Origin of the sequence: Winslowiella iniecta, from assembly GCF_001267535.1 — a bacterium.
GTDB lineage: Bacteria > Pseudomonadota > Gammaproteobacteria > Enterobacterales > Enterobacteriaceae > Erwinia > Erwinia iniecta.
Map to the genome: position 1 here is coordinate 1 of NZ_JRXE01000040.1, position 21901 is coordinate 21901.

A 21901-nucleotide genomic window follows, 5' to 3' on the forward strand; every position below is an offset into this window, starting at 1 on the left:
CCGGCGGCTTTGCGGTTTCTGCACTGATGGGCGGCTGTTCGGAAGTTATCAGCGTGGATACGTCGCAGGCAGCACTTGATGTGGCTAAACAGAATGTCGAGCTGAATGGCCTGGATGTGTCGAAAGCGCAGTTCCTGCGTGACGACGTATTTAAACTGCTGCGCAGCTATCGTGATAGCGGCGAGAAATTCGATCTGATCGTAATGGACCCGCCAAAATTCGTCGAAAACAAAAATCAGCTGGCGGGCGCTTGCCGCGGTTATAAAGATATTAATATGCTGGCGATGCAGCTGTTAAATCCCAATGGCATGCTGTTGACCTTCTCCTGCTCCGGATTGATGGCGACTGATTTATTTCAGAAAATTATCGCCGACGCCGCGCTGGATGCGCATCGTGATGTACAATTTATAGAGCAGTTCCGTCAGGCGGCTGACCATCCCGTGATTGCCAGCTACCCGGAAGGTATGTACCTGAAAGGATTCGCCTGCCGCGTGCTGTGACTTGAAAACAACACCCCTGGCCCCATATCGGAGTCAGGGCAATGTTTCTGAGGAGGTCACGATGATTGCCAGTAAATTTGGAATCGGTCAGCAGGTCCGGCATACAATGTTGGGCTTTCTGGGAGTAGTCGTGGACGTCGATGCGGAATACTCCTTAGACGAACCCGATATTGACGCGGTAGCAGAAAACGAACAGCTACGTGCTGCGCCCTGGTATCATGTGGTGATGGAAGATGATGACGGGGAAGCAGTACATACGTACCTCGCAGAATCTCAGTTATACGGGGAAATCCAGGGGGAACACCCTGAACATCCGTCGCTTGATGAGCTCGCCGCATCCCTGCGCCAGCAGCTTCAGACACCTCGCCTGCGCCATTGATAGCATTTCGCTCAAGTAGAGGTCACTCAATCCGGTTCATATTATTCCCCTCTTAAACAAGGGGAATAATTATCATTTCGTTCACATCAAGTCTTAATTGCAATACCATTCTTCAACCCGAAACATTCAATACTCTGCCTTATACTATTAACTAATTTTTCATGGAGCCCTGCCCCATGTATAACAATATTTTGTTTATTCCTTGCCATCCGGACAACCATAAATTAACACTGAAAACCACCTTAAATAAATCCAGAAACAGTTTGATTAGTAATCACCCACCTCAATCATTCCTGACGTGGGTGATTATTTACCAGCTTATCAGTTATTGAAAAGTGGTATTAAACGCTTCGCCATGTAATCAGCTGAGGACATACTTAGATGATTATCGTCGAACAGCAGAGGCTTACCATTCAACAGCATATTACATTTGTCATCTTTGCAGATTATTGATGATGGCATAAATCTAATCACCTTAGGATCAATATATTTATTGATATTTTCAATTGCAGGATTTTTAAAAATAAACTCAGGATTTCTGCCACGCGCCAAAGTGGTTGGCACATCAACTCCTGGCGTTGGAACAGGACCAACAATGATAACTTTCTTACCATGTGAAATAAGTCCCATCGCAGTTTTGTTCAAATTATCATAGAAATAATTTGGGTATACTTGATAACGTGCTGCCATAATAACTACGTTTATATCTTTGTTATTTTTCAAAAACTCATTTACACGATCATTATGTGCCATACATGAAGGCCGCGACTTTAACTGATAGTTTAGTGCGGGTGGGCAGGCTGAATAGGTGATTTCATAAACATTGATATCATTATTACCCAAAGCTTTAGATAACTCAGCTCCATGGCTATCACCCCACACGGCAACACTTGGGGTGCCCGTACCAAAGTGGCAATAATCGGATGTTTTCGGGACCCCTCTGTCAAAGTGACAATGCTCTCTTGCGGGGCTGGAATCCTCATGAGCTGATACATAGCGCAGAGTTTGTTCGCTAAATCGGCCAGGCCATCCGCTCATCATGAAGGTCATCGCGGTGACGAGAAGTAGTAAAGATAAACCACACGCACTCGCTGTATACAATTTTTTAGGGGGAAAAGCGGCCCGGTTCCGAAAAGGCTTTTCAATGAATCGCCATGAAAAATAAGCGGCGATTAAGGAAATAACTATAACCATTAATCGACCATAGTCGGCACCAAGTAAGTTCCAGTCCTTAAAGAATACGATTAAAGGCCAATGCCAAAGATACAGGGAGTAGGATATCAAACCTATAAAAACAACTGGTTTTAATGACAGTAGCTTTCCTGTCAGCGTTCTTTCCGCTGCGTAGATAATACACATGCTACCAAACACAGGGAGTGCTGCTGCGTAACCCGGAAACACCGTGCCAGAACCAAATGAGAAAACACTATACAGGATACATATCAGGCCGATTAATGATATTGACTCCTTGATATATCCCTTCTCAATCTTCGGAAAAATATTTAACGCCAGTAATGACCCGGCAATCAATTCCCATGCCCTTGTCGGCAAGAGGTAAAATGCAGCTGTCGGCTTAATACTGGTAAGAAACACACTTAACAAGAACGAGCATATAAATGCAAAGATCAGAAAAGGCCCTGGCGATCGCTTAAATTTAATCAAAATAATAAAAAGTATTATTGGAGCAAATATATAAAACTGCTCTTCAACACCTAAGGACCAAGTATGCAGTAGAGGCCTCTCTTCAGAATCCGTTGAAAAATATCCGGACTTCCTCCAACTTACAATATTTGATATAAATAGTAATGTTCCGATTATCTCTTTAGGTAAAAACTCATACTCCTCTGGCAACAGCGCAAATGGCGAAACCAAGAGAACGAATAATAGAACAGCAAATAACGCAGGGAATATACGTCGTATTCTACGTTCATAAAAATCTGTTATGCTATATGTCTTTAATGACATATCCCTTAACAAAATAGATGTAATAAGGAATCCACTTATCACAAAAAAAATATCCACCCCTATGTACCCACCAGAAAAAGAAGTAAATCCGGCATGAAATAAGAGAACGGGTATTATAGCTATAGCACGCAGTCCGTCGATATCGGATCGGTATTTAATGCTCACTGGAGCTCCTGTCTAAATGGAAACATTATTGACAAAAAATTAATATAACATGTTGTAATGTCGACAGCTTGTGTTTGAAATTGAATTAGTTGAAATTCAGAATATACCTTATGTTTGAACATTTTTTGATGTCCGCCGCAGATGACAGACTTCAATAAGTTTGACAAAGACTTCCATGGATTTTTAAGTGAAAAATTGAGCCCTTGCACAATATTAGTGCAAAAATAAATCACTTTTTAACCGCGAATACGATATCGCCTTTAGCACTGAGCAAGAAAATGAACATTTTGTGAACTTTTGCACGATAACGGTCATTCTGTATGTTATACCTTTGCCTGCCAAAGATACAACGCTGCTAACCGGTAACACCACTAACTTATCGGTGAAAATTTTAATCGCCGGATAAGTTGAAAACCCGTGCCCGGTGTTGGTCAGCCATCAGAGACCACAAGGCCAAAAAAGATTTGGGCCAGGTTGTCTCTGATTTGCCGAATCTTAATAATTTTCTCAAATGAAAAAGATTAGCTCATAACGATTTTTACTCAGCCTTCGCCAGCCCCAGCCGCGGAATCTCAATTTTCGGGCAGCGATCCATCACCACACGTAATCCCGCCTCGCCTGCCAGAACCGCCGCCTGTTCATTAATGACGCCAATTTGTAGCCACAGGGTTTTGGCACCGATGGCAATCGCTTCCTGCGCGACGCCCCACGCCGCTTCAGCATTACGGAACACGTCGACCATATCGATCGGATGGGGGATCTCCCCGAGCGAACCATAGACCTGCTGGCCAAGTAAGGTCTGACCGGCAAGTTTCGGGCTGACAGGGGTTACCTGATAGCCCTGAGATAACAAATAAGCCATCACGCCATAGCTGGGGCGAGCCGGATTATCACTGGCCCCCACCAGCGCAATGCTTTTTGTCGTCGTCAGTACATCAGCAATCGTTTGATCGTTCATATCCCACTCCTTATGCGATGAATGCAAACATTTTAGGTTATTTGTGGTCGGAAGATGAGACACATGCGGCAGCATGCAGTTTTATGGATTAATAGCACGAATAAATATGTTTAAATGTTAATATGCTGCCATAATGTAAGAATTTGATACATTCATCGCGTTATTTGCTGTCCTCTCGTGCTCTGGAGTAAAGATGAAACTGCGTCTGGTGCTGTCAGGTTTAATCGCCCTGCTGGTTGCTGCATCCTGCAATGCGACCACGCTGAAGCTGGCACCTGAAATTGACCTGCTGGTATTGGATGGACGTAAAATCTCCGGTTCTCTGCTGAAAGGTGCTGAAGGGTTAGAATTAGAACGTGGCGAACATCAGTTCTTGTTCCGCGTAGTAAAACCGCTGGATAAAGATCGTTACCATCCGGTAAGAGAATACGTTTCTGTTCCGCTGATCGCCACGTTCACTGCGCAGGCTAAATCCGTGACTATCCGTTTGCCCGCGCTGCAAACGCTGCATGACCGCCGACACTTTGATAAAGCCGCTGATTTCCAGCTGGTCGATGAGCAAGGTCATGAGATTGTCAGTCGACGCGATCATTTACTTCCCAGCCATCACAGCGATCTGGAACAGGCAATGATTGCCTATAACCGTAATGGTCAGGTGGCGTCGGTTCCGCGTTTTGCCCAGCCGCAGGCGACGACCACTATCACCCAGTCTATGCCTGCTGACCTGGCGGTAAACGACACCGCGACCGAGCGTCTGCTCAATCTGTGGTTCCACCAGGTTGACGCGGCCACCCGGCAACGCCTGGTTTTGTGGATGAGGGCATTACGGGCAAGTTGATGTTTTACCTGAAGCAGCGGTAAACTCGCCAACGCTGATAAGTAAAATAATCGCCCTTATTTCCCTCACCCTACGCAAAACCAGGATGCATTAATGGAGCAAACCAGCCGTACTATCCCCGAACTAAAACATATTGCTTTGGTGGCACACGATCATTGTAAATCGTCGTTGCTGCAATGGGTCAGTACCCATAAAGCCGTGCTGGGTAACCACACTCTTTATGCCACCGGCACCACCGGCAATCTTATCCAGCGCGAGACCGGCTTAGAAGTTAACGCCATGCTGAGCGGCCCAATGGGTGGCGATCAGCAGGTTGGCGCACTGATTTCGGAAGGGAAAATTGATCTGTTAATTTTCTTCTGGGATCCGCTTAATGCCGTGCCGCACGATCCCGATGTTAAGGCCTTGCTGCGCCTTGCCACCGTGTGGAATATCCCGGTGGCAACCAACCGCTCTACCGCCGATTTTATTATTCATTCACCGCTGTTTTCACAGCCGGTCGATATCCTGATCCCGGATTACCAGCGCTATCTGCAACAGCGCTTACAGTAATGCACGGCGGCCAGTCCCCGCTGGCCGCTCAGGGTTTCCGTAATAGCGGAACGCCCAGCTGTTTAAACTGCGCGACAAAATCAGACGGTTGCTGACGATCAAACAGCATCCATACCTGCTGTTTTGCCCGGGTAATGGCGACATACGCCAGTCGCCGCTCTTCGGCGTCTGGAAAATCCTCCGGCTGCGGGAGTAATCCTTGCTCCATCACCGATTCACGCGCCGCCGCCGGAAAGCCATCTTTACCCTGCTGCAACCCGAGAATAATCACAAAATCGGCCTGTTGTCCCTTACTGGCATGAATGGTCATAAAATCGAGTTTCAGCTTTGGCCAGCGGGTTTTCGCCTTTTCCAGGATCTCAGGGCGCAAATGATGATAGCGCGCCAGCAGCAGCACCCGCTCCTCCGGTTTAGCGTAACCGCTGATTTTATTCAGCAACGGCTCCAGCTGATCGTCAGGCAACAGCGAGATCGATTTTTTATTGCCTTTGCTGAGACTGTTTAATGGCTTCTCCAGCTGATGCGGGTTTTCCTGCACAAAGCGGTTGGCGATATCACCAATCCGATCGTTAAAGCGATAAGTGGTATCCAGCACGCAGCGATCGCCATCACCAAAATGGTGATGGAAGGCGGTCGTCAGCGTCATTTCCGCGCCGCTGAACCGGTAGATCGCCTGCCAGTCATCCCCGACGGCAAACAGCGTAGTTTGCTTATTCTGTTTGCGCAGCGCCGCCAGCAGTGCGGCACGCTGGGGTGAAATATCCTGGAACTCGTCCACCAGAATGTGTTTCCACGGGCTGATAAAACGCCCCTTCTCAAGGATATTCACCGCCTGATGGATCAGACCCGAGAAATCCACCGCTCCTTCATCTTTTAGCGCACTCTTCCACGCTTTCAGTAGCGGTGCCATTAACTTTACGCGCTTGCCGAACAGCTCGCGCACCTCTTCCGGCGCTGACGCGATCATTGCTGCCTGCGCGCCGCCGTGCATCCGCATTAATCCCAGCCAGCGTTCCAGTCGGCTGGCCAGTCGTTGTGCCAGGCGCTCATTTTTCCAGAACTCTCCCTCTTCGACATCCCACTCCAGCTCATCATTGAGCCACTGCCGCCAGCCAGTGGCATGGGCTTTTTTCTCGCTGCACTGCTGACGCCAGGTATCAATCAGTAATTTACGCCGATGACTGCTGTCCGATTCCAGTTTACTGATCGCCGGGGATTTATTGCTGCCCTGCTGGATAATATGCAGCGCCAGCGCGTGAAAAGTTCGCGCCTGAATGCCATCGATCTCCAGCCGCGACTGAATACGCTGGTTCATCTCATCCGCTGCCTGGCGGCCAAATGCCAGTAACAGGATCTGCTGCGGTGTCGCCTGCTTACGCATCAGCAACCAACCGGCACGCGCCACCAGCACCGAGGTTTTGCCGCTACCGGCACCAGCCAGTACCAGTAATGAATCTTCACCATTAACCACTGCGCGCGCCTGAGATGGATTGAGCGGTGAGCTCTCAACACGGTCAAAGAAGTCGGCATACTGCTTCAGCATGCGGCTGGTCCAGTCCGTATTGCGTATTGCCAGCTGCTGCTCGCCATGCTGCAACCACTGCCGACAGAACTGGTAAAGCTCACGGCAGCTGGCGAATTCATTTAGCCGTTCAACCGGAAGCGGCAGGGCATCGAAGGCTTTCTCGATGGTATGACGAAGCTCGCTCAGCGCATTACGTCTGAGCCACATATCCTGCTGCTCAAAACGCTGCAGCGTATCCACTACGTCCTGCAGAACCTGCGCGCTGACCTCGCTCATTTCAGCACTCCAGCCCTGCCAGGCCTTATTCAGATAGTGATAAAAGCGCTGCGTTTCCTGCCATTCTGTGCCGTGCAGTCGCACCACTTTATTTTCCGGCAGGCTAAACTCCAGCTCTCCCCACACCAGCCCCCGCTTGCACTGAATGGCAAGCAACTGGTTAAAAGGAATCAGATATTCATGCTTTTCACCGCTGACTTCGACGCCTGCTGCCAGCAGCCGCACCCGATTGTAAGGATGTTGCGCCAGGTGTTTACCCAGCGACGTTGATTTAAGTTCCATTCAGATTGACCATGTCGCGGTTTTAGTGTCTGTTACGCAGTTTAACTGGCAGGAGTTTACCGCTCCACCGTTAAAACACGTTACAATCAGCTAATTATCTGATTGCTGATACAGCGCACTGATTAAGGGCAAAGCATTTATGCGTACCGTACTCAATATCATCAACTTTATTTTCGGCGGTTTTTTTACCACGCTGGCCTGGCTGACCGCGACAGTGGTGAGTATCATTTTTATTTTCACCTTGCCGCTAACCCGCTCGTGCTGGGAAATCACCAAAATAGCGCTGCTGCCGTATGGTAATGAAGCGGTGCATGTGGATGTGTTAAATCCCGGCAAAAAAAACGCGCTGATGAATTCCGGTGGCACACTGTTAAATATCCTGTGGTTTATCTTTTTCGGCTGGTGGCTGTGCCTCTCTCATATCTCCGTAGGGATAATCCAGTGTTGTACCATTATCGGAATTCCGGTGGGTATCGCTAATTTCAAAATTGCTGCCATCGCGCTGTGGCCGGTTGGTCGCCGCGTGGTATCAGTAGAAGTGGCACAAGCCGCTCGGGAAGCCAATGCGCGCAGCCGTTTTAACTAAGCAGGTAGAGTGTGATGTTTGCGATTAAGCCACGCCTGCGTCGCTACGCCCTGAGCAGTGCCTGGCTGTATAACCTACGAATTTTGCTGGCACTGGCCGGTACCGCCGCAGTGCCCTGGTGGTTGCACCAAATCATCTGGACCATTCCGCTGACGCTTGGCGTGGTGGCTGCCGCCCTGGCCGATCTTGACGACCGTTTAAGCGGGCGCTTACGTAATCTGTTGATTACGCTGGTCTGCTTCTGCATTGCGTCGGTGTCGATCGAGCTACTGTTTCCTTATCCCTGGCTGTTTATTGTGGGGCTGGCGCTCTCAACCTGCGGTTTTATTCTGCTGGGCGCGCTGGGTCAGCGCTATGCCACCATCGCCTTCGGTGCGCTGCTGATCGCCATTTACACCATGTTGGGGATCGGCCTGTTTCCACAATGGTATCTGCAACCGGTGCTGCTGCTGGTCGGGGCGATTTGGTATAACCTGCTGACGCTGACCGGACATCTGCTGTTTCCCATCCGGCCGCTCCAGGAGAACCTCGCGCGCAGCTTCAGCCAGCTGGCACATTATCTCGAAGCCAAAGCAAATCTGTTTGATCCGGATATCGAAGAGAACGACGATGCGCCGCTGATCGACGTGGCGATGGCCAACAGTCAGCTGGTGGCGGTACTGAATCAGACCAAAAGTTCGATTCAGACGCGTTTACGTGGCGATCGGGGGCAGCGCAGTACTCGCCGCACGCTGCATTACTATTTTGTCGCGCAGGATATTCATGAGCGCGCCAGCTCTTCACACGTGCAGTATCATCAGTTACGCAAAGAGTACCGTTACAGTGAGATCCTGTTCCGGTTTCAGCGCCTGTTGAATATGCAGGCAAAGGCTTGCCAGCAACTGGCGCATTCTATTCTGATGCGTGAAACCTGGCAGCATGACAACCGTTTTGACTCTGCCTTTAGCCATCTGCAAAGCGCTCTGGAACGGTTGCAGGCCGCGCAGCCAGAATCCGGCACCATCAAAGCCATGCACTATCTGCTGCACAATTTAAAGGCCATCGATGCACAGCTGGCGACCATTGAGTCCGAGCAAGCGCTGGAGCTGGCTCATGCCACGCATGATAACAATCTGTCAAATGAAGGACTGACCGGCTGGAGCGATATTCGCTTACGCATCAGCCGCCACCTCACCCCTGAGTCAGCGTTATTTCGCCATGCAGTGAGAATGTCACTGGTGCTGTGTGTTGGTTATGCTTTTATCCAGATAACCGGGCTGGAGCATGGTTACTGGATATTGCTAACCAGCTTATTTGTCTGCCAGCCTAACTACAATGCCACCCGACGACGGCTGGCATTACGCATATTGGGAACGCTGGCCGGTATTGCCGTCGGTCTGCCAATGCTGTGGCTGGTGCCTTCAATAGACGGACAGCTGATGCTGATCGTGCTTACCGGCGTGCTATTTTTTGCCTTCCGTAATGTGCGCTATGCCCATGCCACGCTGTTTATCACGTTGCTGGTGCTGCTGTGCTTTAACCTGCTGGGTGAAGGCTTTGAGGTGGCGATACCCCGTATTGTCGATACCTTACTCGGTTGCGGTATCGCCTGGCTGGCGGTCAGCTATATCTGGCCTGACTGGAAATTCCGTCGCTTACCGGCGGTCACTGAACGCACCCTGAATGCCAACTGTCGCTACCTTGACGCGATCCTGGTGCAATATCATCAGGGCAAAGATAATCGCCTTGATTACCGTATTGCGCGCCGGGATGCGCATAACAGTGATGCTGAGCTGGCCTCGGTGGTATCCAATATGTCGACGGAGTCACGCCGCAATCCGGCGTTGCTGGAAGCGGCATTTCGTCTGCTCTGCCTCAATCACTCGTTCCTGAGTTATATTTCTGCGCTGGGTGCGCATCGGGAAAAAATTGCCAGTGTCGAAATGCTACAACTGCTGGATGATGCGGTTTGTTATGCAGATGATGTGTTGCAGGTCGATACGGTTAACGAGCAGCAGACCAGACAGATACTGGAGAATCTGACGCGGCGGATGGCAGCCATTCAGCCTGCTCCTGAAACCAAAGAGCCACTGGTACTACAACAGCTGGGTTTACTGGTGGCTCTTTTACCGGAGATCGCCGCATTGAAAAAGCAGATTTCCCACTCGCTTTAGCCTTACTTTTTCGCCTGAGGACAAAGACTCAGGCATTCAACCCAGTCACGAAGCTCCTGCATGACGGCATCAGGCAACGCCGCCTGATGCCGTCCTGTTATCGCCCCTTCCAGCGCGAACAAAATATTTATCCCGACATTTTTATGTGCCGCTTTCAGTTTTAACCAGCACTGCTTCGAGCCTTCCGCCCGTAAGCTTTGTACCGAGCATATCCCGACCTCACGCAACATCATCTCCAGCCGCAGCCCCATATTCGGCAGGTCTTTTACCCGCGGGTTGGCGATCTTATCGAGAGATTGCTGCTGCGCCCGTTTAAGGGATGATCGCGAAAGCGCCAGCAGCATTTCGGGCTGTTCCCACATCGCGTCATCAACGCGAAAGTAGTTCAATGCCACCGGCATTCCGCGCTTCTGGAACACCAGCGGCGGCATACGGCCTGCTCCGACATACGGCTGTATCTGTTCACACGCACGCAGGTAAAGTTCTCCTTCCGCCACCACTGCAAAGACGATTTTCTCTACCGCAAGGCTGTATCCACCGAATTGCGTACGTGTATCAATTTTGCCCAATGACGCAAGATAACGTTTTGACTGCTCAATCCTTTGTTTAGAGTTATTCATGCAAATCTCCTTTAGCATGCGGGTGAGAATGCAAAAAAACGTTCTTTTACATGAAATTAGAAAATATTCAATTCGCGTAACAGGTTCAATCATTAAATCGATTTGCATCTCATTTTCATTTTAATCTGCGAGATGTTTTCAGAAATTGAGGTTGATCTTTACCCACAAGGCAGTTACTGTATATCCATACAGTAACATTGCGAGCGAATAAAAATATGCGTACTCATCTGCTGAAAACTCAATCTGCTAATGCTGTGATTCACCCTTCCCGTCACGCGGCAACTGCGTCCGTTTCCGGTGGTTGGATCAGTGAACTGACTTACAGTGAAGATCAACCAGGCATGACGCAAATGCTGTTGTTACCTCTGCTTCAGCAGCTGGGCACGCAATCTCGCTGGCAGTTATGGCTCACGCCGCCACAAAAATTAAGCCGTCGCTGGTTACAACAGTCGGGGTTACCGCTGGATAAAGTGATGCAGATTCCGCAGGCCGGGCAGATTAGTACCGTTGACGCGATGATAAAAGCGCTGCAGACAGGGAATTACAGTGTCGTGCTGGGATGGTTACCTGAAGAAATTAATAGCGACGATCGTCGTCGGCTGGATGAAGCGGCTGCAATGGGTCAGGCTTTGGGTCTGATTATGCGACCTCAGTATCGGGTATCGTCCTCCGCCAGACCAGAAAGTGGCCTAAAAATTCACTCTACTTTGTATCATTAAGTAAAAATAAGATTTATCCCAGGATTTTTTTGCGATCGTGCCTGCATAACACACTGATTCTGCTCTGGCGCGGCTGCACAAAGGTTTAGCCGCAATAAGTTCCCAGATTTAATGCATAAAATAGCCCTTAAAATGTTAAATTTTATGTATGAAACACTGTTTTTTTGCTGCGCCTCATCACATCCTACTTGTAAGTTTGCTGGTACGTTGTAGACTTTATCTCGCCAGGGTGCTCAATAACCTCCGTTTTTCGGTAGAGTAATAATCGAGCTTCATAACCCGGCGAAGGATTAAACCAAGGGCTTAATTTAAAGCTCATTGCCTATTTGGATGATAACGAGGCGCAAAAATGAAAAAGACAGCTATCGCAATTGCAGTGGCACTGGCTGGCTTCGCTACCGTAGCGCAGGCCGCTCCGAAAGATGACACCTGGTACACCGGTGCTAAACTGGGCTGGTCTCAGTACCATGACAAAGGTTACTACGGTAACGGTTATGCAGATAACGATGGCCCATCCCATGAAAATCAGCTGGGTGCTGGTGCATTCCTGGGTTATCAGGCTAATCCGTATCTGGGCTTCGAGCTGGGTTATGACTGGCTTGGCCGTATGCCTAACAAAGGCGACAAAGTAAACGGCGCTTTCAAAGCTCAGGGCGTTCAGCTGGCAGCTAAATTAAGCTACCCGGTAGCAGACGATCTGGACATCTACACCCGTCTGGGTGGTATGGTCTGGCGTGCTGACTCAACTCAGACTAACTCAACCTACGGTCGCATCAGCGATCACGACACCGGCGTTTCTCCGCTGGCTGCTGTTGGTGTTGAGTATGCACTGACCAAAAACTGGGCTACCCGTCTGGATTACCAGTGGGTTAACAACATCGGTGACGCAAGCACCGTTGGCGCTCGTCCAGACAACTCCATGCTGAGCGTGGGTGTTTCTTACCGTTTCGGTCAGGACGAAGCTGCTCCAGCACCAGCTCCAGCTCCAGCACCGGCTCCGGTTGTAGAAACCAAGCGTTTCACCCTGAAGTCTGACGTTCTGTTCAACTTCAACAAAGCAACGCTGAAGCCAGAAGGTCAGCAGGCTCTGGATCAGCTGTACACCCAGCTGAGCTCCATGGATCCTAAAGACGGTTCAGTTGTGGTTCTGGGTTACACCGACCGCATCGGTTCTGAGCAGTACAACCAGAAACTGTCTGAGAAACGTGCTCAGTCCGTTGTTGATTACCTGGTATCTAAGGGTATCCCTTCTGACAAAATCTCTGCACGTGGCGAGGGTAAATCTAACCCAGTTACTGGCAACACCTGTGACAGCGTGAAAGGCCGTAACGCCCTGATCGACTGCCTGGCGCCAGATCGTCGTGTAGAAATCGAAGTTAAAGGCATCAAAGACGTTGTAACTCAGCCACAGGCTTAAGTTATCCGCGTTAATAAAACCCCGCCAAGGCGGGGTTTTTTATTTTTTGCAGAAGCTGATTTAGAAAAATGAGGCTGACTTACTCTTCCGGTTTACCCAGCATATCCTTCAGCCCCTGCTTCAGTGAGGACATCTGATCGGCGTATTTCTCTTTACGCTCAGCATCCTCAATCAGTTGAACAATGGTCTCCGACAGCGTGCAGTGACGACGCTGCGCCAGTCCTGCCAGCCGCTGCCAGACCAGATACTCCAGATCGATCGACTTTTTACGGGTATGTTGATGCTCGGCATTAAAGTGGCGTTTGCGTCGCGCGCGAATCGTCTGCTTCATGCGGTTTTCCAGCGTCGGATTGATATGTAACTCAATCCATTTCAGCACTTCCACCGGCCGGTTTTCCATCGCCAGTAACGCGTCCACCGCTTCTTGCGCCGCGCTAATTTCGATATAACGCGTGATCAACTCCCCCTCCCGGTGTTTTTTTACCAGGTAGGTCCATTTCCATCCGCTTTCCAGGTTTTCGAGTTGCTGATATTTCATCGGGATCTCATCGTTACCACGTAACAAGCTAAGAATAACAGCTTTTTTCCGCATTGCGGCAGAGAAAACCATACGATTAAACCGGATGAGATGACACGCTGGAGCAAAATGCATCTCTACGGTGCTTAACCGGCTGAAATCTTGTATAATCGCGCTTTTCCTCAATTCAGATAAATTCGATAACTTTGACCAGTAACCGATTAGAATGGCGCGCCCTACAGCCCGATACCGACAGCTATCAGCCTCTTTTTTCCCAGGCATTTGATGACGATACTGACAGCCTGTCTGCGGTACAACCTCGTCTTATCAATGCGTTAGGTTTACTGCAGCAGTCCTCGGCAGCCTTCCCGTTGATGCTGGTGAAATGTGCGGAAAACCCTGACTACTTACCGTTACTGACCTCAGCACTGCAAAGTCTGGCGAATGATGACGCACAACAGCTTTACGGTGGCGAGTATCTGATCGATGAGCAAAATATCCGCTGGCAACCTGCCCGCATTGCGGATGATCGTTTTGCCACGGTTGGCGAAATCAGCTATGCCGACTGGATTGAGCCGGAACAGCTGTTTGGTTGCGTTCGCATTCATCAAAACCGCATTACATTAGAGCCGGGGCTGCTGCACCGCATCAACGGTGGAACGCTGGTGCTCTCTTTGCGCAGCCTGCTGGCGCAGCCACTGATGTGGTTGCGTCTGAAACAGGTGATGACGCGCCAGCGCTTTGACTGGCTGTCTCCTGATGAAACCCGCCCACTGCCGGTTTCAATTCCTTCAATGCCAATGCAGTTCCGACTGGTACTGAGCGGCGAGCGTGACGCGCTGGCTGACTTCCAGGAGATGGAGCCGGAACTGGCGGCGCTGTGCATCTATAGCGAGTTTGAAGAAAACCTGCAAATTGCTCATGAAGACGATCTCAGCCTGTGGTGCCAGTGGACCAGCCAACTGGCAAAACAGTTAGCCTTGCCGGCTATCAGTGCCGATTTCTGGCCGGTTTTGCTGCGCGAAGCGGCACGTTACACCGGCGATCAGGAAAACGTGCCAGTCTGTCCGGCATGGCTTGGCCGCCAGCTGCGAGAAGCGGCTCTGTACAGTGAGCAACAGTTGCTGACCGGCGAGAGCCTGACTGCCGCTCTCAGCGCCCGCGAATGGCGCGAAAATTATCTTTCTGAGCGCGTGCGTGATGAAATCCTGCTGGATCAAATTCTGATTGAAACCGAAGGTGAGGCCATCGGCCAGATTAACGGACTGTCAGTGATCGAGTTTCCGGGTCATCCGCGCGCCTTCGGTGAACCTTCCCGCATAAGCTGTGTCGTACATCCAGGCGACGGGGAATTCACCGACGTTGAGCGTAAAGCCGAGTTAGGCGGTAATATTCATGCGAAAGGCATGATGATTATGCAAGCCTATCTGATTGCCGAAATGCAGCTCGACCAGCCTCTGCCCTTCTCGGCGTCCCTGGTGTTTGAGCAATCTTATTCGGAAGTCGATGGTGACAGCGCATCGCTGGCTGAGCTTTGTGCTCTGGTCAGTGCGCTGGCCATTCAGCCCATTAATCAGCATATTGCCGTTACGGGTTCAGTTGATCAGTTCGGTAATGTGCAGCCGGTGGGCGGACTGAATGAAAAGATCGAAGGTTTCTTCGAGATTTGCCGCCAGCGTACGCTTAACGGTAAACAGGGCGTGATCATTCCCGCCAGCAATGTACGCCACCTGAGTTTGCAGCAGGATGTGGTTGATGCGGTGCGCGATGGCCAGTTCCATTTGTGGGCGGTCAGCAGTGCGGATGAAGCACTACCGCTGCTGACCGGCGTAGAATGGGATAAAGAAAATGCCCCCTGTCTGCTACGCTCAATTCAGGAACGTATTGCACAAATTAACCAGCAGGATGCTCGCCAGCGTCCCTGGCCGCTGCGTTGGCTTAACTGGTTTAACCACAGCTGATCGGACTTGTTCAGCTTACACCTGTTAGCTAACCTTCGTGATTCACTAAAATAAGGCTTATTAAGAACATGGTAGATAAACGCGAATCCTATACGAAAGAAGACCTGATTGCTTCCGGACGCGGCGAACTGTTTGGCGCTGGAGGCCCACCGTTGCCATCAGGTAATATGTTGATGATGGACCGCGTCGTTAAAATGACTGAAGACGGCGGTAACTACGGTAAAGGTTACGTGGAAGCCGAGCTGGATATCAATCCGGAGCTGTGGTTCTTCGACTGCCACTTTATCGGTGATCCGGTGATGCCAGGTTGTCTGGGTCTGGATGCCATGTGGCAGTTGGTTGGTTTTTATCTCGGCTGGCTGGGTGCGGAAGGCAAAGGCCGTGCACTGGGCGTGGGTGAAGTCAAATTCACCGGCCAGGTTCTGCCAACCGCTAAGAAAGTCACCTACCGTATCCACTTTAAGCGCGTGATTAACCGTAAACTGGTGATGGGCGTGGCTGATGGTGAAGTTCTGGTAGACGGTCATGTTATCTATAATGCGACCGACCTGAAAGTGGGCCTGTTTAAAGACACCACCTCTTTCTGATAACAGATATGAAAACCTCCGCGCTCAGCGGAGGTTATCTTCCTTGTCTTAACAGTCAGTTATGAAGTAACTGCCCTGTCCTCCATAGCTTGTCGCCAACCTCCCAACCAGTGTGACCTTGCATCAATAATCTGGTAAGGACACATCTCTTTAGAGCGTCCGGTAATTCCCGCTTGATAACCCCGTGAATGTGCCCGTTCCAGGCGATCACGTTTCTGTCTCTTCATCATGCCTCGGTTCCCTCATATAGCTCTGCTGGAATGTGGAGTAAAGAAAACAGTGGTCACAGAATGTGCAGCCACCCTTAAGTTCTACAACCTATAGAGGGAAAGATCAATGCGCAAAATTCACGCCAATGTCATAAATGCAGGTTAAGATAAGCGGCTAAAACGCGCGAAAAACAAGATAAAATTTGGTTATCATCATGAAATACCAAATAAAAAGTCCCTGACACTGAGAGCATCGCGCGCTCAGATAATCAAGGACTTAGCGGTTAAGTAAAATTATTCCTAATTTAAGCGCGTTAACTCACTTGCTATTTGCTGAGCTTCCTGCTGCCAGCCCTTTGCCAATGTGCGGACTAACGCATCGTAACCATCCTCATCCTGCGGCAATGAGATCAGGAACGGCCGCTTAATCAGCTGGCTGTCGTGTTGCAGAATCCATTGACCGCTAATAATGACCTTACCGTCATAACGACCATGGAAACCGCTGACACTGACGTTGAGCGTATCGTGTTTCTCATCCAGTGGTGACGCCGAGACAATCCAGCCAGGCAGCACAGCGCTGATATTACTGACCAGCGTCTGTTGCAGCTGTTGGTCCAGCGGACTGGCCCAAAGATTATTGGCGGCAATCACATACTGCACATCACTGGTCTGATAAACCACGCCGTTGCCGGCGAGGTAATCCGGCACCGATACGTGCTCGATCCACAGAATCGGCTTACTGGTGGCGGTAGTGCTGATAGTGCTGGCACTACCGGCCGCAGCCGGTAACTGATAGTAAGTGGTGTCCGGCGTACTGCTACAGGCGCTTAGTGCCAGCGCCATTGCCACGGGGATCCATTTCATCATTGTTTAGCCCTCTTTGGCTGCGGGTCCTGGCCTGGTTTTGCTTGAAAGACCAGCGCGTTACTCTTGTTGTTCAGCGTTTTCAGCACCGGCTGCAGTTCACGCAACACCTGGTCGAGACGCTGCATATCCCCGATCATCTTGCTGTAAGCTGGCGAGCCTGGCTGGAAGCCCTTCATACTGCGATTCAGTTCGCGCAGGGTTTGCTGCATATCCTGCGGCAGATCTTTCATCGACTGGCTGGAGGTAATCTGGTTGATATTATCCAGCGTCTTCTGCAACTCGCGCAGGGTACGCTGGCTTTCTGCCAGAGTATTGGTCGCCTGATCCACCATCGGATTCAGCGGCAGCGCATTGACCTTATCCAGCGCCGCCATCAGTTTCTGCTGAATCTGGCTCAGACCGCCGCTGGTGGTTGGAATGATTTCGTAACCACCAATATCATTCGGCCCGGTGTAAGGTTTCACTGAGTTATAGAAGTCGAGATCGACATACAGTGAACCGGTCAGCAAATTGGCCGATTTCAGTGAAGCGCGCAGCCCCTGCTGCTTACCTTCCTGGAGACGACGTTCAAGATCGAAGTTGCTGCCCATCATTTTAATGAAGCGCTCTGGCTCGATACGCACCAGCACTGGAATACGATAATCGTTGTTCAGCTGCTGATTGGTGCCCGGCACCAGGAAAGGTACCTGCGCGACGGTGCCCAGACGAATGCCACGGAACTCAACCGGTGCGCCCGGCTGCAAACCTCGAATCGAATCGTCAAAGAACATCACGAAATCTTTATGCTCGGTATACAGCGAATCCTGGATGCTGCGCTGATCGTCAAACAGCTGATACTCAGCATTATTCTCCGCTGGCTGGCCCAGCTCACGTCCGTCAGGCACGTCGAAACTGACCCCGCCGCTAAACAATGTGGTCAGCGAGCCCATTTCCACCCGCATACCGGAAGCCGACATATCGACGGCGATGCCGCTGTCTTTCCAGAAACGCACATTGGAGGTGATCAGACGATCGTAAGGCGCAGCAATGAACAGCTGATAACGCATTGAGCGCTTGTCGGCATCAAACTTACTGGCCTCAACCGAACCGACGCGATAGCCACGGAACAATACCGGATCGCCGGCATTCAGCTGCCCGGCTTTATTGCTGTCGAGGGTAATACGAATCCCCTTAGCATCAGGTGGAGCAAGCGGTGGCGAATCCAGCAGTTGGTAGCTTTCAGGTTTGTCACCTTTATTGCCCGGCTGCAGTTCAATATAAGCACCGGACAGTAGCGTACCCAGCCCGGTCACGCCTTCCTTACCAATTTGCGGTTTCACGACCCAGAACGCGGTGTCACTGTGCAACAGCTTTTCCATACCGGCGTTCATGCGCGCTTTAATTTCCACATGGTGTAAATCGTCGCTCAGCACCGCACTCTCAACGATACCGACATCGACGCTACGACTTTTAATCGTGGTTTTTCCGCCCTCAATCCCTTCGGCATTGGTGGTGATCAGGGTGACTTCCGGCCCCTGATGGCTGAAATGATAAAACAGTATCCACGCCCCGATCAGAATGGTGACAATCGGGATGATCCAGACGGGCGACCAGCGTTTGATCTGCTCGACTTTGGCGACGCCGTGATTATTTTCCGTCAACGCTCGGCTCCTTCAGACTTTTTTCTCGTACTCGATCCCATGTCAGGCGCGGATCAAAGGTGATGGCGGCGAACATAGTGAGGATCACCACCATCGCAAACAACAACGCACCTGTCGCAGGATAAATACTCATTAATCGCCCCATACGCACCAGCGCAGAGAGCACGGCAATAACAAAGACGTCGATCATTGACCAACGTCCGACAAATTCCACCACTTCATAAATCAGATGCATTTTTTCGCTGTCGCGGCGTCCATGCCCCTGTGCATCCAGGCAGAGCCAGCCAATGGCAATCATCTTCAGCGACGGCACCATAATACTGGCGATAAAAATGACCAGCGCGACCGGATAAGAGCCGTCACTCCAGAGCAAAATTACCCCGGCCATAATCGTCGAGTTCATTTTGTTACCGAGCGCTTCAGTGACCATAATCGGCATCAGATTTGCCGGAATATACAACACCAGCGAGGTAATCAGCAGCGCCATGGTCCATTGCAGACTGTGCCTGCGCCTTGCGTGTCCGGCAGTACCGCAACGCGGGCAAACCCGCTGATCGACCGGAAGTATCGCGGTACAGCAACGACAGGAGCGCACGCCCTGACGCAAGCCGCTGATGCCGCCAGTCGGTTTAATCGGTAGCGCTGGCATCGGTGCCACGCGCTGCCATAGCCCGCGGCGATCAACACACTGAAACGCACGCAGCTGTAAAACGCAAAACAGACACCAGGGAATAAAGCTGCTGCCGATACCGATATCGCCATAAGCCATCAATTTAACGAAGCTGACCAGCACCCCGGCGAGAAAAATCTCCGCCATACTCCAGCTTTTCAGCTGAAACAGGACACGCGCTATGCCGCGCCGCAGCCGTTCAGCCATGCGCACTTTATTGACCAGCAGCAGAATCGCCACCATACAAAAAGCCGGTACGCCCTGCACAAACAACATAAATAGCGTGGCGAGGCTGGTATAATTCTCAGACACCATCACCTGCGGGATCTGCATCAGGGTAATCTGGCTGCTCAGGCCAGCGACATGCATGTTGACAAAGGGAAAGAGGTTGGCGAGCAACAGCATAAACAGTGCGGCAATCGCGTAGCCAGTTGGCCGCTTGCGCGGCTCAACCCAGTTCGCGATTAATGTGGTGTGACAGCGTGGACAGCTCGCTTTGCTGCCGGGTTTTACCTCCGGCAGCTGTGTCATCAGGTCACATTGGGGACAGAGCATCCAGTGATGCGCGTGGTCCGACGAACACATACCTTACACTCCCGTTATATCAGGCACCGTTTTTCAGGGATTCAAGGTATTCCCAGCGCTCGAAAGCGACTTCAAGCTCCTGCTCAGTCTGCGCCAGCGCATCCAGTACCGGCTGGGTTTTATCGTGCGGCTGGTTAAAGAAATTAGCATCGCCCATCTGCGCTTGCAGATCGACAATCTTATTCTCCAGCTGCTCCAGCTTTTGCGGCAGCTGTTCCAGTTCACGTTGCAGGTTATAGCTTAGTTTGGTTGCCGGACGTTTAACAGCTTCGCTTTTCGCCGTTTCCTGCTTCGGCGCGCTGACCGGTTTGCTGGCGGCACGGGTTTGTTTGTAAGCGGCACGCTGCAACTGCGCATCGTGATAGCCGCCAACAAAGCTGCCGATCTCGCCAGTGCCTTCAAAAATCCAGCAGTCGGTAACAGTATTGTCGACAAACTGACGATCGTGGCTAACCAGCAGCACGGTGCCCTGATAGCCGTCAATTAACTCTTCCAGCAGCTCCAGCGTTTCCACGTCGAGGTCGTTGGTCGGTTCATCGAGAATCATCAGGTTGCTTGGCTTCAGGAACAGACGCGCCAGCAGCAGACGGTTACGCTCACCACCGGACAGCGCACGCACCGGCGTCATCGCCCGTTTCGGGTGGAACAGGAAGTCCTGCAGATAACCCAGCACGTGACGCGGCTTACCATTTACCAGTACTTCCTGCTTACCTTCGGCGAGGTTATCCATCACCGTGCGATCCGGATCCAGCTCTGCACGGTGCTGATCGAAGTAAGCCACTTCCAGCTTGGTGCCGATATGCACGCGGCCGCTGTCGGCTTTCAGTTGATCAAGCATCAGTTTCAGTAAGGTGGTTTTACCGCAGCCGTTCGGGCCAACCAGCGCAATTTTATCGCCACGCTGCACCTGTACCGAGAAGTCTTTCACCAGCTGCTTGCCGGAAATGGCGTAATCGACGTTTTCCAGCTCAAAGACGATTTTGCCGGAACGGCTGGCTTCGCCCACTGACATATTGGCTTTGCCCATCACTTCACGGCGCTCAGAGCGCTCGCGACGTAATGCTTTTAATGCACGCACACGGCCTTCGTTACGGGTACGACGTGCCTTAATCCCCTGGCGAATCCACACCTCTTCCTGCGCCAGCTTGCGGTCGAACTCCGCATTCTGCATCTCTTCCACACGCAGCGCTTCTTCTTTACCCAGCAGATACTGGTCATAATCGCCCGGCCAGGAGACCAGCTTGCCGCGATCGAGATCGACAATGCGCGTCGCCATATTGCGGATAAAGGAACGGTCGTGGGAAATAAACACGATGCTGCCCTGGAACGTTTTCAGGAAACCTTCCAGCCAGTCGATGGTTTCAATATCAAGGTGGTTCGTCGGCTCATCAAGCATCAGCACGCGCGGATTGCTGACCAGCGCACGACCCAGTGCCGCTTTACGCAGCCAGCCACCGGACAGTGAAGAGAGCGGCACATCAGCCTGCAGGCCAATCTGCTCCAGCACATCATTAATGCGGCTCTCCAGCTGCCACAGATTTTGATGGTCGAGAATACTTTGCAGACGCGCCATCTCGTTAAGGTTCTTATCACTAGGATCTTCCATTACGGTATGGGAAATCGCGTGATAAGCCTTCAGATGTTCCGCCTGTTCGGCGACACCTTCGGCGACAAAGTCATACACCGTGCCCTGCACATTACGCGGTGGATCCTGTTGCAAGCGGGCAACAATCAGATCCTGTTCATAAATAATACGGCCATCGTCCAGCGGCTGTTCGCCGTTGATGATTTTCATCAGCGTCGATTTACCGGCACCATTACGGCCTACCAGACAGACGCGCTCATTCTCTTCGATATGAAGCTCAGTGTTATCCAACAGCGGCGCATCGCTGAATGACAGGTAAGCACCATGAATACTGATCAGTGACAT

At 51.0% G+C, this 21901-nt stretch carries 20 protein-coding genes; 10 read left to right on the top strand and 10 right to left on the bottom strand.

Annotated features, from left to right (window positions below):
• On the top strand, positions 1-500 hold a 500-nt coding region (locus tag NG42_RS20400; protein ID WP_052902665.1), incomplete at its 5' end, for a class I SAM-dependent methyltransferase.
• A 61-nt stretch (positions 501-561) separates the two neighbouring features.
• Positions 562-879, top strand: coding sequence for a heat shock protein HspQ (gene hspQ, locus NG42_RS20405; RefSeq protein ID WP_052902666.1), 318 nt, complete (start codon positions 562-564; stop codon positions 877-879).
• Between the two features lie 321 nt (positions 880-1200).
• On the opposite strand, the gene NG42_RS20410 is transcribed toward hspQ, so the two are convergent.
• Positions 1201-3009, bottom strand: a complete 1809-nt coding sequence (locus NG42_RS20410) for an acyltransferase family protein (protein WP_053115975.1) — start codon at positions 3007-3009, stop codon at positions 1201-1203.
• A 538-nt stretch (positions 3010-3547) separates the two neighbouring features.
• Positions 3548-3967 (bottom strand): CoA-binding protein, encoded by a 420-nt coding sequence (locus NG42_RS20415; RefSeq protein WP_052902668.1) that lies wholly within the window; start codon positions 3965-3967, stop codon positions 3548-3550.
• Between the two features lie 193 nt (positions 3968-4160).
• Here NG42_RS20415 and NG42_RS20420 point away from each other — a divergent pair, with 193 nt between their 5' ends.
• A complete protein-coding gene (locus tag NG42_RS20420) occupies positions 4161-4805 on the top strand; it encodes a DUF2057 family protein (protein WP_052902670.1) in 645 nt (214 codons plus the stop codon).
• 93 nt (positions 4806-4898) lie between these two features.
• Positions 4899-5357 carry a methylglyoxal synthase gene (gene mgsA, locus NG42_RS20425; protein ID WP_052902675.1) on the top strand — a complete coding sequence of 153 codons (459 nt, stop codon included), beginning with the start codon at positions 4899-4901 and terminating at the stop codon, positions 5355-5357.
• A 28-nt stretch (positions 5358-5385) separates the two neighbouring features.
• On the opposite strand, the gene helD is transcribed toward mgsA, so the two are convergent.
• On the bottom strand, positions 5386-7440 hold the full coding sequence (gene helD, locus NG42_RS20430; RefSeq protein ID WP_052902677.1) for a DNA helicase IV: 2055 nt from the start codon (positions 7438-7440) through the stop codon (positions 5386-5388).
• A gap of 139 nt (positions 7441-7579) precedes the next feature.
• Between helD and NG42_RS20435 the strand changes: the two genes are divergently transcribed.
• A complete protein-coding gene (locus tag NG42_RS20435) occupies positions 7580-8026 on the top strand; it encodes a YccF domain-containing protein (RefSeq protein ID WP_052902679.1) in 447 nt (148 codons plus the stop codon).
• A 14-nt stretch (positions 8027-8040) separates the two neighbouring features.
• Positions 8041-10179, top strand: coding sequence for a YccS family putative transporter (yccS, locus tag NG42_RS20440; RefSeq protein ID WP_052902681.1), 2139 nt, complete (start codon positions 8041-8043; stop codon positions 10177-10179).
• Between the two features lie 2 nt (positions 10180-10181).
• Here yccS and NG42_RS20445 read toward each other — a convergent pair whose 3' ends face one another.
• The gene (locus NG42_RS20445) at positions 10182-10799 is read right to left on the bottom strand and encodes a TfoX/Sxy family DNA transformation protein (RefSeq protein ID WP_052902683.1); all 618 of its coding nucleotides are present in this window, start codon (positions 10797-10799) and stop codon (positions 10182-10184) included.
• A 215-nt stretch (positions 10800-11014) separates the two neighbouring features.
• Between NG42_RS20445 and sulA the strand changes: the two genes are divergently transcribed.
• Together sulA and ompA are read left to right on the top strand one after the other, a co-directional pair.
• A complete protein-coding gene (gene sulA, locus NG42_RS20450) occupies positions 11015-11518 on the top strand; it encodes an SOS-induced cell division inhibitor SulA (RefSeq protein WP_052902684.1) in 504 nt (167 codons plus the stop codon).
• 349 nt (positions 11519-11867) lie between these two features.
• The gene (ompA, locus tag NG42_RS20455) at positions 11868-12935 is read left to right on the top strand and encodes a porin OmpA (protein ID WP_052902685.1); all 1068 of its coding nucleotides are present in this window, start codon (positions 11868-11870) and stop codon (positions 12933-12935) included.
• Between the two features lie 79 nt (positions 12936-13014).
• On the opposite strand, the gene matP is transcribed toward ompA, so the two are convergent.
• Positions 13015-13473, bottom strand: coding sequence for a macrodomain Ter protein MatP (matP, locus tag NG42_RS20460; RefSeq protein ID WP_052902708.1), 459 nt, complete (start codon positions 13471-13473; stop codon positions 13015-13017).
• 185 nt (positions 13474-13658) lie between these two features.
• On the opposite strand from matP, the gene NG42_RS20465 reads away from it, so the two are divergent.
• The gene (locus tag NG42_RS20465) at positions 13659-15413 is read left to right on the top strand and encodes an AAA family ATPase (protein WP_052902687.1); all 1755 of its coding nucleotides are present in this window, start codon (positions 13659-13661) and stop codon (positions 15411-15413) included.
• A 68-nt stretch (positions 15414-15481) separates the two neighbouring features.
• On the top strand, positions 15482-16000 hold the full coding sequence (gene fabA / locus NG42_RS20470; protein ID WP_052902689.1) for a bifunctional 3-hydroxydecanoyl-ACP dehydratase/trans-2-decenoyl-ACP isomerase: 519 nt from the start codon (positions 15482-15484) through the stop codon (positions 15998-16000).
• 59 nt (positions 16001-16059) lie between these two features.
• Here fabA and rmf read toward each other — a convergent pair whose 3' ends face one another.
• The 5 genes from rmf to NG42_RS20490 all read right to left on the bottom strand — a co-directional run bounded on the left by rmf (position 16060) and on the right by NG42_RS20490 (position 21901).
• Positions 16060-16227, bottom strand: a complete 168-nt coding sequence (rmf, locus tag NG42_RS22300; RefSeq protein WP_072133291.1) for a ribosome modulation factor — start codon at positions 16225-16227, stop codon at positions 16060-16062.
• A 282-nt stretch (positions 16228-16509) separates the two neighbouring features.
• Positions 16510-17076 carry a membrane integrity-associated transporter subunit PqiC gene (gene pqiC, locus NG42_RS20475; protein ID WP_052902691.1) on the bottom strand — a complete coding sequence of 189 codons (567 nt, stop codon included), beginning with the start codon at positions 17074-17076 and terminating at the stop codon, positions 16510-16512.
• Positions 17073-18716 carry an intermembrane transport protein PqiB gene (pqiB, locus tag NG42_RS20480; protein WP_052902693.1) on the bottom strand — a complete coding sequence of 548 codons (1644 nt, stop codon included), beginning with the start codon at positions 18714-18716 and terminating at the stop codon, positions 17073-17075. The genes pqiC and pqiB overlap by 4 nt, the downstream gene beginning before the upstream one ends.
• Positions 18703-19971, bottom strand: coding sequence for a membrane integrity-associated transporter subunit PqiA (gene pqiA, locus NG42_RS20485; RefSeq protein ID WP_052902695.1), 1269 nt, complete (start codon positions 19969-19971; stop codon positions 18703-18705). Before pqiA ends, pqiB begins: the two co-directional genes overlap by 14 nt.
• A gap of 19 nt (positions 19972-19990) precedes the next feature.
• Positions 19991-21901 (bottom strand): ABC transporter ATP-binding protein, encoded by a 1911-nt coding sequence (locus tag NG42_RS20490; protein WP_052902697.1) that lies wholly within the window; start codon positions 21899-21901, stop codon positions 19991-19993.

Coding starts and splice junctions, on each gene's coding strand:
- hspQ (WP_052902666.1), top strand. CDS start 562: ATGATTGCCAGTAAATTTGGAATCGGTCAGCAGGTCCGGCATACAATG.
- NG42_RS20445 (WP_052902683.1), bottom strand. CDS start 10,799: ATGAATAACTCTAAACAAAGGATTGAGCAGTCAAAACGTTATCTTGCG.
- NG42_RS20415 (WP_052902668.1), bottom strand. CDS start 3,967: ATGAACGATCAAACGATTGCTGATGTACTGACGACGACAAAAAGCATT.
- NG42_RS20435 (WP_052902679.1), top strand. CDS start 7,580: ATGCGTACCGTACTCAATATCATCAACTTTATTTTCGGCGGTTTTTTT.
- helD (WP_052902677.1), bottom strand. CDS start 7,440: ATGGAACTTAAATCAACGTCGCTGGGTAAACACCTGGCGCAACATCCT.
- pqiC (WP_052902691.1), bottom strand. CDS start 17,076: ATGATGAAATGGATCCCCGTGGCAATGGCGCTGGCACTAAGCGCCTGT.
- NG42_RS20490 (WP_052902697.1), bottom strand. CDS start 21,901: ATGTCACTGATCAGTATTCATGGTGCTTACCTGTCATTCAGCGATGCG.
- sulA (WP_052902684.1), top strand. CDS start 11,015: ATGCGTACTCATCTGCTGAAAACTCAATCTGCTAATGCTGTGATTCAC.
- ompA (WP_052902685.1), top strand. CDS start 11,868: ATGAAAAAGACAGCTATCGCAATTGCAGTGGCACTGGCTGGCTTCGCT.
- fabA (WP_052902689.1), top strand. CDS start 15,482: ATGGTAGATAAACGCGAATCCTATACGAAAGAAGACCTGATTGCTTCC.
- mgsA (WP_052902675.1), top strand. CDS start 4,899: ATGGAGCAAACCAGCCGTACTATCCCCGAACTAAAACATATTGCTTTG.
- rmf (WP_072133291.1), bottom strand. CDS start 16,227: ATGAAGAGACAGAAACGTGATCGCCTGGAACGGGCACATTCACGGGGT.
- pqiA (WP_052902695.1), bottom strand. CDS start 19,971: ATGTGTTCGTCGGACCACGCGCATCACTGGATGCTCTGTCCCCAATGT.
- matP (WP_052902708.1), bottom strand. CDS start 13,473: ATGAAATATCAGCAACTCGAAAACCTGGAAAGCGGATGGAAATGGACC.
- yccS (WP_052902681.1), top strand. CDS start 8,041: ATGTTTGCGATTAAGCCACGCCTGCGTCGCTACGCCCTGAGCAGTGCC.
- NG42_RS20420 (WP_052902670.1), top strand. CDS start 4,161: ATGAAACTGCGTCTGGTGCTGTCAGGTTTAATCGCCCTGCTGGTTGCT.